At 30.7% G+C, this 14,574-nt stretch carries 14 protein-coding genes; all 14 read right to left on the bottom strand.

The window, feature by feature from the left end:
* Window positions 1–5 precede the first annotated feature (5 nt).
* Window positions 6–2,201, bottom strand: coding sequence for a RelA/SpoT family protein (locus tag M2214_RS04250; protein WP_248483138.1), 2,196 nt, complete (start codon window positions 2,199–2,201; stop codon window positions 6–8).
* A gap of 83 nt (window positions 2,202–2,284) precedes the next feature.
* Window positions 2,285–2,797, bottom strand: a complete 513-nt coding sequence (locus M2214_RS04245) for an adenine phosphoribosyltransferase (protein ID WP_248483136.1) — start codon at window positions 2,795–2,797, stop codon at window positions 2,285–2,287.
* A 421-nt stretch (window positions 2,798–3,218) separates the two neighbouring features.
* Entirely contained in the window at window positions 3,219–4,883 is a 1,665-nt protein-coding gene (locus M2214_RS04240) for an ABC1 kinase family protein (RefSeq protein WP_248483134.1), read from the bottom strand.
* Between the two features lie 158 nt (window positions 4,884–5,041).
* Complete coding sequence (gene secF, locus M2214_RS04235; RefSeq protein WP_248483132.1) at window positions 5,042–5,902, bottom strand: protein translocase subunit SecF; 861 nt, start codon at window positions 5,900–5,902, stop codon at window positions 5,042–5,044.
* 11 nt (window positions 5,903–5,913) lie between these two features.
* A complete protein-coding gene (secD, locus tag M2214_RS04230) occupies window positions 5,914–7,158 on the bottom strand; it encodes a protein translocase subunit SecD (RefSeq protein WP_248483130.1) in 1,245 nt (414 codons plus the stop codon).
* A 16-nt stretch (window positions 7,159–7,174) separates the two neighbouring features.
* The gene (locus M2214_RS04225; protein ID WP_248483128.1) at window positions 7,175–7,675 is read right to left on the bottom strand and encodes a gamma carbonic anhydrase family protein; all 501 of its coding nucleotides are present in this window, start codon (window positions 7,673–7,675) and stop codon (window positions 7,175–7,177) included.
* On the bottom strand, window positions 7,668–9,050 hold the full coding sequence (gene scfB, locus M2214_RS04220) for a thioether cross-link-forming SCIFF peptide maturase (protein ID WP_248483126.1): 1,383 nt from the start codon (window positions 9,048–9,050) through the stop codon (window positions 7,668–7,670). The genes M2214_RS04225 and scfB overlap by 8 nt, the downstream gene beginning before the upstream one ends.
* Before the next feature lie 265 nt (window positions 9,051–9,315).
* Window positions 9,316–9,453: a six-cysteine ranthipeptide SCIFF gene (scfA, locus tag M2214_RS04215; protein WP_072888016.1), complete on the bottom strand. Its 138-nt coding sequence runs from the start codon at window positions 9,451–9,453 to the stop codon at window positions 9,316–9,318.
* A 58-nt stretch (window positions 9,454–9,511) separates the two neighbouring features.
* The gene (locus M2214_RS04210; protein ID WP_248483124.1) at window positions 9,512–9,880 is read right to left on the bottom strand and encodes a TIGR04086 family membrane protein; all 369 of its coding nucleotides are present in this window, start codon (window positions 9,878–9,880) and stop codon (window positions 9,512–9,514) included.
* Window positions 9,881–9,933: 53 nt separating this feature from the next.
* On the bottom strand, window positions 9,934–10,200 hold the full coding sequence (gene yajC / locus M2214_RS04205) for a preprotein translocase subunit YajC (protein ID WP_256466702.1): 267 nt from the start codon (window positions 10,198–10,200) through the stop codon (window positions 9,934–9,936).
* Window positions 10,201–10,262: 62 nt separating this feature from the next.
* Window positions 10,263–11,384 carry a tRNA guanosine(34) transglycosylase Tgt gene (gene tgt / locus M2214_RS04200; protein WP_248484755.1) on the bottom strand — a complete coding sequence of 374 codons (1,122 nt, stop codon included), beginning with the start codon at window positions 11,382–11,384 and terminating at the stop codon, window positions 10,263–10,265.
* Window positions 11,385–11,507: 123 nt separating this feature from the next.
* Window positions 11,508–11,924 carry a hypothetical protein gene (locus M2214_RS04195; protein ID WP_248483121.1) on the bottom strand — a complete coding sequence of 139 codons (417 nt, stop codon included), beginning with the start codon at window positions 11,922–11,924 and terminating at the stop codon, window positions 11,508–11,510.
* Between the two features lie 17 nt (window positions 11,925–11,941).
* The gene (gene queA / locus M2214_RS04190; protein ID WP_248483119.1) at window positions 11,942–12,964 is read right to left on the bottom strand and encodes a tRNA preQ1(34) S-adenosylmethionine ribosyltransferase-isomerase QueA; all 1,023 of its coding nucleotides are present in this window, start codon (window positions 12,962–12,964) and stop codon (window positions 11,942–11,944) included.
* Window positions 12,965–12,978: 14 nt separating this feature from the next.
* Entirely contained in the window at window positions 12,979–14,550 is a 1,572-nt protein-coding gene (locus M2214_RS04185; RefSeq protein WP_248483117.1) for a SpoIID/LytB domain-containing protein, read from the bottom strand.
* Window positions 14,551–14,574 lie beyond the last annotated feature (24 nt).

Here is a 14,574-nt window from a genome sequence, read left to right as displayed (position 1 = left end):
CCCCTTTAATTTATAACCCTATATACATCTATAACGCCAGGTATATTTTTGACTTTTTTCATTAAATTATTAAGTTCTTTTATACTATCAATTTCAAGCAATAAACTCATATTAACAAGTTTATCTTTATTAGTTCTAGCATTTATTCCATTCAAAGATATCTTATCTACCGTAAACACATGCGTTATTTCAGTAATGATTCCCCTTCTATCATGTGACTTAACCTGTATTTCAGCTTCAAATCTTACTTTTTTATTTAAATCCCATTCAACTTCAATCGATCTACTAACTGACTCAGTGTTATTTGTATTGATATTAGGACAGTCCTTTCTATGAATAGAAACACCTCTCCCTTTAGTTATATAGCCAATTATATCATCTCCTGGAAGAGGATTACAGCATTTAGCTATTCTAACTAATATATTATCAACATCTTTTACAACAACACCTTGGCTACTTGTCTTCCTTTTGCTTTTATATTCTTTTTCGTTTATAGTTTCTTCAATCTTAGTATCTATAATTTGTTTTTGATTATCTTTTTCATACAAATCTCTCAATTTTGACATAACTTGTGAAACTATAAGACCACCATATCCAATAGTTGCATATAAATCATCATCAGTTGGTTGATTAAATTTCTTAGATATTGCATTTATATTCTTAGTTCTCAAGAATTCACTTAAAACATATCCTTGTCTTTTAACTTCTTTTTCAAGTAATTCCCTTCCTCTTTGGATATTTTCTTCTCTTCTTTCTTTTTTAAACCACTGTCTTATCCTGTTTTTAGCATGAGAAGTCTTAACTATATTAATCCAATCTCTACTAGGACCATTACTGTGAGCTGATCTTATAATTTCTACTATATTTCCATTTTTTAGTTTATAATCAAGTGGAACTATTCTTCCATCTATCTTTGCTCCAATACACCTATTACCAACACCAGTATGAACTCTATATGCAAAATCTATAGGAGTAGATCCTGCCGGAAGTTCTATAACATCTCCTTTTGGCGTAAATACGAATACCTGGTTTGTGAATAAATCTATTTTAAGGGCTTCCATAAACTCTTTAGGATCATTTAGATCCTTTTGCCATTCCATCATCTGTCTAAGCCATGAAAGCTTTATGTCCATATTATCTTCTTGATTACTTGTATTTCCTTGATTATTTGTATCTCCTTGCTTATATTTCCAATGAGCTGCAATACCGTATTCGGCTATTTTGTGCATCTCTCGAGTTCTTATTTGAATCTCAAGAGGTTCTCCATCAGGCCCTACAACTGTTGTATGAAGCGATTGATACATATTAGGCTTTGGCATAGCTATATAGTCCTTGAATCTACCAGGCATAGGTTTCCATATAGTATGAACTATTCCAAGCACTGCGTAACAATCCTTTACATTTTCAACAAGCGCTCTTACAGCCATCAAATCGTATATTTCTTCAAAGCTCTTGTTTTGATAATGCATCTTTCTATATATACTATAAAAATGTTTAGGTCTACCGTATATATCACATTTTATATTTGATTTTTCAAATCTATCCTCTAGCATATCTATAACTTTAGTTATATAAGCTTCTCTTTCTTTTCTCTTTTTTGCGACTTTTTCAACGAGCTCGTAATATCCCGGAGTATCAAGATATCTAAGCCCTATATCTTCAAGTTCCCATTTTATCTTAGATATTCCTAATCTATGTGCAATAGGAGAGTATATTTCGACAGTTTCTTTTGCTTTTTCCTTAGCTTTTTCAGGAGTCATAAACTTAAGAGTTCTCATATTATGAAGTCTATCAGCAAGTTTTATAAGTATAACTCTTATATCCTTTGCCATAGCCATAAACATTTTTCTAAGATTTTCAGCTTGAGTTTCTTCTTTTGATTTATATTCTATTTGTCCAAGCTTAGTTACACCCTCTACAAGATCAGCTATTTCTCTTCCAAATCTTTTTGCAATATCATCATAAGTATAATGAGTATCCTCGACTACATCATGCATAAGACCTGCTGCTATTGTATATATGTCCATCTCCAAGTCAGCTAATATATAAGCAACTTCTACAGGATGTATAAAATATTTTTCACCAGATTTTCTATACTGACCCTCATGAGCACTTTCTGCAAAATTATAAGCCTTTATTATTAAATCTAAATCGCTACTCGGGCTATACTGTTGTATTTTTAGTAATAAATTTTCTAACATAAGATCACCCTATTTTCACTTTATGTATTTAGTTTCACTTTATATATGAAAATAGTTGGTAGCACTACCAACTATTTGATTTATTAATATGTTATTAAAGAGTTAATATGATAATTGTCTATTTTCTTTCTGCCATTTAAAAACTCTAATTCTATTAAGAATTCCATAGCAACTACTTCTCCACCTAATTTTTCAATAAGCTTTGCAGCAGCACCCATAGTTCCTCCAGTTGCAAGAAGGTCGTCCACTATAGCCACTCTTTGTCCCGGCTTTATAGCATCTTTATGTATCTCAAGGACATCAGTTCCATACTCTAAATCATATTCAAACTTTTCAGTCTCAGCAGGTAACTTTCCAGGTTTTCTAACTGGTACAAAACCTATTCCAAGCCCATAAGCAACAGGTGTTCCCATTAAAAACCCTCTTGCCTCAGGTCCTACTATTACATCTACATCTTTATCTTTTAAATCTTCTATTATCTGATCTACAGCACATTTGAAAGCTTTTCCATCTTTTAATAATGTAGTTATATCCTTAAAGTCTATTCCTTCTTTTGGAAAATTCTTTATATTTCTTATTGTTTCCTGTAAATTCATTATTTATTCCTCCCTAAAACTATCTCTTATACTCAATATAATTATGTCTACTCTATAATTAAAATTATAATATTCCATACAATCGAGTTTAATTTTGCGACTTATATCTGTATAATAATGAAATTTAATTCAAATCTTGATATAAAAAGTCACAAATAACAATTATATTATATATTGTAAAATCAATTTTATCAATAAAAAAGTCTTTATTCTAAACATTCTAAATGCAGACTTTTTTTAAAACTCATAACTTAAATTATATTTATAGCGATTCAAAGTATTATAATTTACTATTCATTATAAAAAAATTCGTCAATGCTTCCGTTTTATTACAAATACTATTATTAAATTTACTATATAATTTAGTTTTAAATATTTTACCCAACTATATAATTAATAATCTATTGCCGTGGAAATATATCTATCGTTTATTTTTACTTGACATTAATATAGATATTGTCAAATACAACCCCATTACAGTTGCTATTAAAAATCCAATTATACCCAAAAGAGCAAACCCTTTTATGCTAGGTCCTGTCTTTGTAGTTATAATCATAGATGATCCTACTATTGTAGACGATAATATAAGACTCACAGCTAGTTTATTGGTCATATTGTTTATTTCTTTTTCTAGATTTGTAAATTTTATTTCATCTATAGTAAATTTAACTTCATTTTTTTCTAGGTGTCTCAAAAGAAGCTTTATCTGCCTTGGTATGACTTTAAAATCAGTAAGTGCTTGTTCTACATAAGATTTCGATTTTAATAGAACTTTATCCGGCTTAAACTTGTTTAAATAAAACTCTTTTATAAAGTCCTTTACTATTGTAGATAACGCAAAATCAGGATTTAATTTTTTAGCCGTACCTTCAAGAGTTATTATAGCTCTTGCCAAAAGTGAAAATTGAGAAGGCAGCTTTACTTTATTTTTTCTGCTAAATCTCATAAACTCGTTCAATATTTCCGTTATATTTATCATCTTAATAGGCATATCGTAATAATAGTGTATAAAAAAGCTTATTTCTTCTCTTAATTTTCGTACATTTGTACTCTCGCTTATAGCGTCCAGTTCTATTAACGAATCTATTATTTTATCTACGTCTTTGTTTATGCTTGCAAAGAATATATCTGTTATAAAATTCAATGTTATATTATCTATTAATCCAACTATTCCAAAGTCTATAAAAGCTATTTTGCCCTTGTCTATTGCGAATATATTGCCGGGATGTGGATCTGCATGAAAAAATCCATAAAAAAATACCTGCTTCATAAATGACATAGCTCCTACATTAGCAATTTCCGTAGTATCCCATCCCATGCTCTTTATAGAATTTATATCACTTACGCTTATTCCATTTATTTTTTCCATTACAAGAACTTTTTTAGATGATATATTCCAGTATATTTTAGGAATATATACATGACTATCATCCTTAAATATTTCTCTAAACTTTTCACAGTTCCTAGCCTCAAATGTATAGTCAAGCTCTCTCATTATAGTAACAGAAAATTCTTCTATTGCTTCACTAAAATCAACTACGGTTTCCTTATAGTATTCTTCTATTACTTTTCCAATAAGATGAAGCATCTCTAAATCAGATTTTATAATATTTTCTATATTAGGTCTTTGTATTTTAACTATTACATCCTTACCATCCTTTAGCTTAGCTACATAAGCCTGCCCTATAGAAGCTGCACCTATAGGAGTTTCATTAAAATCATTAAAAACTTCTTCAATTTCAAGACCCATTTCACTTACAAAAGTGTCTCTAGCTTCTTTTATATCAAAACTTTTGACGTTGTTTTGAAGCTTTGATAATTCTTCTATTATCTCTGGGTCTAGCATGTCAGTTCTAGTACTCATTATTTGACCTAGCTTTACGAATGTGGGTCCAAGCTCTTCAATAGCTCTTCTTACTCTTTCTCCGGTACTCATATTCTGTATTTCTTTATTAGGCGTTAGTGGCATTTTATATGCTATTCCATCTATTTTCAATTTTTCCACAACAAAACTAAAACCATACTTCAATAATATTTGTACTATATTGCTAGATCTTTTCAAGTTTCTATAGCCTGTTTTAATCATAAGAGCACCTCTCATTAAAAAAATCTTTAAAAATATTTTTCCTTAAACCCACTCAAAGTGTAGGCCCTACATCTAAAATCTATTTCTTATTTACCTAAAGAATAAAAAGCCCCATATTATTTTGAAAATAATACGAGGCTCAATGTCAATATCTTATACTAAAATTTAGTCTTTTGCTTAATCAACACCCATGCTGGGCTGGCTATGAATATAGATGAATATGTTCCAGCAGCCATTCCAACTATCAAAGGAAGTGTAAAATCTTTAATAGCCTCAACTCCTATTACATAAAGCGATATTATAGCTACTAATGTAGTAAGAGATGTATTAATAGATCTTGATATAGTCTGAGATATACTTTGATTTGCAATACTTGCATAATCGTTTTTCTTAGCATGCTTCATATTTTCTCTTATTCTATCAAATACAACTATTGTATCATTTATAGAGTATCCAACAACAGTAAGAACTGCTGCAACGAACGGGCTGTTAACAGGGACTCTAAATACAGCATACGCACATATTAATATTATAACATCGTGCACAAGCGCTATTATAGATGCTATCCCATATGAAAATTCGAATCTAAAACTTACATATATAAGCATACCAACAGCAGCTATTAGAGTTGATATAATCGCATTATTTCTTATTTCCTTACCTACTGTAGCTCCAAATTGCTCTGCCTTTTCAGGTTGAGTTTCCTCTAAATTATATGTTTCTTTAAATTTATTAAATACCTCTTGTCTCTTATCTGAATCAAAATCTTTTTTTGTCTTTATCTGAATAGTCTCTTTTTTTTCTCCTACAAAGTTTATAGTCATATCTTTGTCATATTCATCTGTTACAGTTCTTATTTCCTCTGTTGAAACAACTTTATGAAGATTTATCTCCATTAATGTTCCACCTGTAAAATCTATTCCAAAGTTAAGTCCAGTTGTAAGTATTATTACAAGTCCTATAGCCATAATAGCAAGGGATAATCCAAACCATAACTTCGTTTTTTCTATTATCTTCATATTATTCCCCCCTAAGCTCCAAAAAACTTTTTGTTTTTTATTATATTAGCATGGACTAATGATTTCATTAATGTTTTTGTAATAACTATAGCTGTAAAGAAAGATGCTATTATACCTATTATTAAAGTAAGAGCAAATCCTCTTATAGGGCCCGTCCCAAATTTAAATAAGACAACACCTGCTATAAATGTAGTTATATTTGAATCCATTATAGTTCCAAGTGCCTTTGAAAATCCCGAATCAATAGATGCTCTAAGCGATTTTCCATTTCTAAGTTCTTCTTTTATTCTCTCAAATATTATTACATTCGCATCAACTGCCATACCTACCGATAATATAAGTGCAGCTATTCCCGGAAGAGTAAGTGTTACTTGCATTTGTGCGTATATATACATAATTATAAGAATATATGCTGTAAGAGCTATATCAGCAATTAACCCTGGAAGTCTATAGTAAAATAACATATAAAGCATTACTAAAAGTATCCCTATAGCAGCTCCTTTTACACTCTTGTTAAGCGCATCTTCTCCAAGACTTGCAGTAACAGTAGATGTTTGAACTTCTTTAAATTCTACAGGAAGTGCTCCGGCTCTTATCAAGTTAGAAAGTTCTGCAGCACTTTCAACAGTAAAGTTACCATTTATTACAGCCTGTCCATCTGGAATTTCTACGCTAACCCTTGGAGCTGATATAATTTCTTCATCAAGAACTATAACTATCGGAGAGTTTGTAGGTGCAAGTTCTCTAGTTGCATCTGCAAACTTCTTAGCTCCTTCGCTATTGAACTCTAACGAAACTATAGGTTCATTAGTTTTTGAATCAAATTTAACCTCTGAAGTTTTAACTTCTTTACCAGTTACAACTACGGTTCCATCTTCTTTCATAAATTTAAGTTGCGCTGTTTTTCCTATAGCATCCATTGCATCTTTGGCATTTTTAACACCTGGAAGCTCTATTCTTATCCTTTTTTCTCCTTCTTTAACTATAACAGGTTCAGAAACTCCCATTCCATCTATACGTTTTCTAAATACCTCTATAGTTTGATCTAGAATTTTATTAAGTTCTTCTCCTGTTGCATCAGTTTGAGCTTCGTAAACCACGAACACTCCACCCTGTAAATCCAATCCTTGTTTTATTGAATCTTGCATAGGATCAATATTAAATTTACCTATGTTCACTCCACTTATTGCCGCATAAGCAAAAAATACAATAATAATAAACAAACTAATGAATTTTGATAAATTTTTAAGTTTCATAAATGTACCCCCAAACCTATTTGTGCTTTTTAGCATATTCTACATAGTCTATTGCAGATTTTTCTAAGGAATTTCTTTCTTCTTGAGTCAATTCCCTTATAACCTTAATAGGGTTTCCATACGCAAGTACACCTGATGGAATTTTTTTATTAGGAGGAACTAAACTTCCTGCTCCAATTAATGTATAATCTCCTATTTCAGCTCCATCTAATATTATAGCCCCCATACCCATCAAACTATAATTACCTATTTTACAAGCATGTATAGTTGCTTTATGTCCAATTGTAACATAGTTTCCTATTTCTGTTCTGTTTTCTTTACTTATGTGCACTACAGTGCCATCCTGTATATTTGTGTTTTCACCTATCATTATCTCATTTTCATCGCCTCTTAATACACAGTTATACCACACATTTGTATTCTTTCCCATTTTTACTTTTCCTATAACATCTGCACTTTCAGCTATGAAACAACTATGAGGAATTTCAGGTTTTTTCCCATCATACTCCTTAATCATCTTTGCTTCCCTCCAACATAATTTTAGCTTTAATCATAATCGCACATTCTGTACGCTTTCTTTGCATCTTACACCCTAATTCATAAGGCTTTAATATGTCATTATTAAAGTTATATGCATTAGCATGACATCCACCTGAACAGTAGAATTTAGCCCAACAGTTTCTACATTCTTCTTTAGCATATACATGTGCATTCTGGAATTCAAGCTGTATATCCCTAGGTATGCTTAAATTTTCATCTAGTATATTACCTAGTTTAAAGTCTTCATTTCCAACAAATTGATGACAAGGATATAAATCTCCTTCTGGTGTTACAGCCATGTATTCACATCCTGCACCACATCCAGTAAGCCTTTTAATAACACAAGGACCTTGATCTAAATCTATCATATAGTGGAAAAATGTAAAATTGTCACCTTTTATTTTTCTATCTGCATATTCTACTGCCAATTTTTCATATTCTTCAAATATTTTAGGCATATCTTCTTCTTTTAATGCATATGGGTTATCATCACTATCTACAACTGGTTCAACAGATGTCAAATCAAACCCTGAATCTGCAAAATGAAGTACATCTTTTGAGAAATCTAAGTTATCTCTAGTAAATGTTCCCCTTACATAGTAGTATTTACTCTTATCTCTACTATCTACTAATTTTTTAAACTTAGGAACTATAAGGTCATAGCTACCTTTATTGTTTAAAGTAGGTCTCATTTCATCGTTTATTTCTTTTCTTCCATCAAGGCTTAATACTACATTGTGCATATGCTCGTTAATATATTCAATTTTTTCATCATCTAATAAAACACCATTAGTAGTAATAGTAAATCTAAATAACTTGCCTTTTTCTTTAGCTTTTTCATTTCCATACTCAACAAGTTTTTTTACTACTTCCCAGTTCATTAAAGGTTCTCCACCAAAGAAGTCTACTTCTAAATTTTTTCTATTTCCTGAGTTCTCAAGTAAGTAGTCTAATGATTTTTTACCTACTTCATAGCTCATAAGCTTTCTTTCTCCACCAAAGTCGCCTTGAGATGCAAAGCAATATTTACATTTTAGATTACAATCATGAGCCATGTGTAAACATAAAGCTTTAACAACAGGCTTTCTATTTACAAAACTCGGATGATATTCATATTCATCATTTGAATATAAAAGTCCTTCTTGCTCCAAAGTTTTTATTTCATTGTATGCTTCAACTATCTTTTCTTTTGAATACTTGTCCTTTAGAATATCAACTATCTCATCTATATTCTTGTCCTTATAATAATCCAAAACATCATATGCTTCATTGTCTAAAACGTGAACTGCGCCACTATTTACATCTAAACCTATATTAACTCCATTTAACGAAAATTTATGTATCATACCCATCTATATGAACCTCCTAAGTAAAATGCCTATCTTTCATATTACCAAACTTTTAATAATTAATCAACATCATCCAAAACACTGATTATTAAAAAATTCGTCTAATGCTACCATTGACTTATATTCGTAATAAGTCTTGCTCAAAATAGTTGTTAATTCATCTGTTTAATCAATATTATCTATGAAAAAATCATATAATTTTCTTATAGACTAAAAAGGAAAAAGCAGCATACCTTCAAAAGAAGTTATGCTGCTAAAATATGTATAATTATCTTTCACATTCTTGATTCGCTACTGTACAAGAAGTTTTACAAGCTGATTGGCATGAAGTTTGACATTCTCCACATCCACCTTTTTCAGCACTTTTCTTTAAAGTTGCTTTTGATAGTGTTTTTACGTGCTTCATAAGTATTCCCTCCTATTAAAAAGATTCCTTATTGATTATATCATAATTCTGCCATAAATCAATCTTTTTTCATATTTACGCCTATAATTCCACCTATTCCTCCAGATAATATATTAAGAAGCATTTTATATAACATATTCATTTCAAATTTAAAGTTTTCCTTGGCTAAGAAATACATAATTATCATGAGTAATACATATAATGCCCCAGCTAATATACCGTATAAAAATCCATTGTATCCGTTCTTATATCCAATATAAAAACCTGCACATGCAATACTTAAAGTTACTATAATAGATGTCATAAGCGGTATTGTAGAAGCCGACACGGAAGTATAGGTTAAAACCAAGTTATAAATAAGAACAAGTATAATGGTTACTAAATATGAGTAACCTAAAGCTTTTAAAAAATATGTAGCTTTCTTCAAAAAAAACACCTCCTTGCTTTTTATAAAATTATATTCGCAAGAAGGTCTTTAAATTACTTATTTTTAACTTTTCCTATAGCCCATTTTTCAACGTGAAGTTTAGTTCTGTCTCCTCCAACTTCAACTGTAACCATTTCTTCTGATACACTAAATACCTTTCCAACAAGTCCTCCTATTGTAACGACTTCGTCTCCAACTTTAAGACTTCCCCTCATTTCTTTTAATTGCTTATCTTTTTTTTGCTGAGGTCTTATAAGTAAGAAATAAAAAATTACTATAAAAGAAATAGGCATTACTATGTTTATTAAATTTGCTGGCACCTTAACTCCTCCTTTTTTTGTATATATATTTAAATTCGATATAAGCTATTTGAATTCCTTTTTTATAACTCGTATCCGTATTTAGTGAAAAATTCTTGTCTATAGTCTAGTAATCTATCTTCTCTTATAGCCTGTCTTACATTTTCCATTAATTTAAGTAAGAAATGTAAGTTGTGAGTAGTTATAAGTCTTGAAGCTAGTATTTCATTTGCTTTAACAAGATGTCTTATATAAGCTCTTGTATAGTTTTTACAAGCATAGCAATCACATTCAGGATCAAGTGGAGTAAAGTCTTTAGCATATTTTGCATTTCTAACCACAACTTTTCCTTGGCTAGTCATAGCTGTACCATTTCTAGCTATTCTAGTAGGAAGTACACAATCAAACATATCTATACCTCTTATAGCTCCTTCTATTAATGCATCTGGGCTTCCAACTCCCATTAAATATCTAGGTTTATCCTCTGGTAAAAGAGGTGTTGTATATTCTAATACTTCATACATTAATTCTTTAGGCTCTCCAACACTTAGTCCTCCTACGGCATATCCAGGAAAATCAATTTCCATTATTTCTTTAGCTGACTGTTCTCTTAAATCCTTGTACATACCACCTTGAACTATCCCAAATAATGCTTGGTTTTCTGTATTCTTATGAGCTTCTTTACATCTTTTAGCCCATCTTGTTGTTCTTTCTAAAGAGTTCTTAACATAATCTCTACTTGCAGGGTACGGAGCACATTCATCAAATGCCATCATTATATCCGCTCCTAAAGCATTTTCTATTTCCATAACCTTTTCTGGACTTAAAAAGTGCTTAGATCCATCTATGTGAGATCTAAATTCTACACCTTCTTCTGTTATTTTTCTAAGTGGTCCTAAGCTGAATACTTGGAATCCACCACTGTCAGTAAGTATAGGTCTATCCCAGTTCATAAATTTATGAAGTCCTCCAGCTTCTTTTACAAGTTCATGTCCCGGTCTCATATAAAGATGGTATGTGTTACTTAATATAATTTGAGAATTGATTTCCTTTAATTCTTCCGGAGTCATAGATTTTACTGTTGCTTGAGTTCCAACCGGCATAAATATTGGAGTTTCAATTATACCGTGTGGAGTGTGTATTCTCCCAAGTCTCGCTCCACTTTGTTTACAAGTTTTTATGTGTTCATATCTTATTGCTGACATTTGATATCTTCCCTTCATTCTATTTTTTATCACATATACACATTAAATATAAATTGCATATCCTTAATTTGTTTTCCCACCTTACACCCTATATAGATTAACTATATATATGCAATTTAAAATTTAACTGTTATTTTGTTCATTCATATCCTTATCCGTAAATAAGTATTTTTTAATAGCAAATAATCCAGCTATAGTACATATCCCCATGAAAACTTCTATCATACCTTTATCTTTTGGTATCAACAAAAGTTTTCTAGCTATAGCATATAGCAAAACATCTATTACACTTTCTGGAGTGTGTAGGGCAAGCATTATAACAAGTTCTACTCCTATAACCAATAAAAGAGCATATCCAAGTATCGCTTCAACCTCATAGTAAGCAGCAGGATTTAGTACATTACTTACATAAGAAGCCCATATAACTCTAGATAAATCCACTGCACCCAACAATACCTTAAATAATATTATTAAGGCTAATACAATCTCAAAAACATGACTAACTTTTAAGATTATCTTCTTTACTGACTTTTTATCCATTGTATCACCTCAAATTATTATTTTACAAACATCGCATCTCCAAAGCTAAAGAATCTGTATTTTTCATCTACAGCTACTTTGTATGCATTTAATATATTTTCTTTTCCTGTTAAAGCAGCAACAAGCATTATAAGAGTTGATTCAGGAAGATGAAAATTAGTTATAAGAGCATCTACTATTTTAAATTCATATCCAGGGTATATGAATATTTCTGTCCATCCACTTTGCTCTTTTAATAATCCATCTTCACTTGCAATTGATTCAAGAGTTCTACAGCTAGTAGTTCCAACAGGTATTATTCTTCCTCCATTTTGCTTACATTTGTTTATTTTATTAGCTTGTTCTTTATCTATCATATAAAATTCGCTGTGCATTTTATGATCTAGAACATTATCAACCTTTACAGGTCTGAACGTTCCAAGACCTACGTGTAAAGTTACAAATGCTATTTCTACACCTTTATCTTTTATCTTTTGTAGTAGTTCATCTGTAAAATGAAGTCCTGCTGTAGGTGCAGCTGCTGATCCATTATGTTTTGAATAGACAGTTTGATATCTTTCTCTATCTTCTAGTTTTTCTGTTATATAAGGTGGAAGAGGCATGTTTCCAAGCTCATCTAAGATTTCTTCAAATACTCCATCATATTCAAATTTAACTATCCTAGATCCCTCTTCGGCCATATCTACAACTGTAGCTATAAGCTTATCTCCAAAAGAAAATTTAGCACCTATTTTTGCTCTTTTTCCTGGCTTTACAAGAACCTGCCATGTATCTAATTCTATTCTCTTTAAAAGTAAAAATTCAATTTTACCCTTAGTTTCTAGTTTTTCTCCTATAAGCCTTGCAGGAAGAACTCTTGTATTATTTAGTACCAAGCAGTCTCCCTCATTTAAATAATCTATTATATTCTTAAAAATCTTATGCTCTATTTCTCCTGTTTCTTTATTTAATAGCATAAGTCTTGATTCATCTCTTTTCTGAAGAGGAACCTGAGCTATTAACTCTTCTGGTAAATCAAATTTAAAATCGCTAGTTTTCAAATTAAACGTCCTTTCTATCTTTGTATTTCTATTCCTGTATAATAGTGCTTTAATATGTCTTCATATGAAAATCCTTGTTCTGCCATATTTTTGGCTCCCCATTGACTCATTCCTAGGCCATGGCCCCACCCATGTCCATTAATCGTATATTTATCCGATATAGCATTATCTAAATTTAATTGTATAGTATCATTATTTCCCATTAAATAAATATTAGTATTATTACTTATACCTTGGACTCCATCACTTGTAATAGCATACATATTATTTAAGCTGTTCTTCTCTTTATTTCCATCGGTTGAATAAATATAAAATATCTCTGTTCCACCAGCTCCTTGAGCCTTTGCTATATCATAATAATTGCTTTTGAGCCCAAGAATAGTTCTTGTCGAATTTTTAGTATACTCTTTTTCACCATTTGTTCCTATAAACTTAATTTTTATAACCCTATCATTTTCAGATAATTCCTCTATCTTAACATCAGTAATTGAGCCTATATCTACATTATCCCTTGATAACTTGCTTTTAATATCTTCCTTAGTCATAACAATAGACCAATTATCATTAGGATATCCTAATGAATAACTATCCTCAACACCTCTCAAATAAGAAACCTTATTAGACCATACATTTTCAGAATCTTCTGTTTTACCACCACTATTTGAATGATAAAGAGCACTTACGATACGTCCATCACATACCATAATCTGACCTCGCGTTTCGTCTACTGCTCTATTACTATTTGAATGTTCCGATCCATACCCACCGTATACCTGTGAAAATGTATCGTCCGTCAAATCAAAACCATACTTTTTATATTTTCCCATATTCATTATAGCATAATTCCTAGCGGCTATAGCTTGAGCCTTAAGTGCTTCTATAGGCCAGCTTCCAGACATTTCTCTAGGTACTACACCATACAAATATTCATTAAGGCCTACTCTATTTATAACAGTCATATTGTTATTATCACTTCTCTTGAATAAAGCACTCCCTCTATATTCCTTCCCATTAATTCCTATAATATCTTCTCTAGGATAGATACATATTTCATCATTAGAATCATACATAAAAACAGTATCATCATCATTCATAATTTTAACAAAATTATAATCAGAACTTATTACCTCAAAACTGAAATCCGATAATTCATCTGATATTTCATCTTTATAATTTTGAGCCTGATCTTGATCTAAATAACTACCCATGTATACTTTAAAGTTACCATCGTAGAATATGAAAGAATCTATATCTTTATCTTCTAAACTCTGCCCCACACTTAAAGCCTCTTGTATATCATCATAGTCTTGTTCTATTTCTATATAATATATAGACTCTTCGTTTTTTGCTGTTAGCCTAGATTCATCAATTTCAATAAGTTTTTCTATATTATCTTCTTTTAAAATAGCAATTTCAAACCCACTATTAGAACTCAAATCAACCTTTGGTAATGCAGAACTACCATATTCAAGTCCTATTTTTAAATAATCTGGTACACTAATACTAGCAAAAGAATTAATCGCAAATAAATTAAATAAAAAACACACAATAACTATATTAACAAATTTAGACCTACATTTCCACATTATAGTCCCCCATAAATATATTAT

It is taken from the genome of Tepidibacter aestuarii (assembly GCF_934924865.1).
GTDB lineage: Bacteria > Bacillota > Clostridia > Peptostreptococcales > Peptostreptococcaceae > Tepidibacter_A > Tepidibacter_A aestuarii.
The sequence above is the reverse complement of the archived record's forward strand: the minus strand, read 5'-3'. Positions and strand labels throughout refer to the sequence as shown.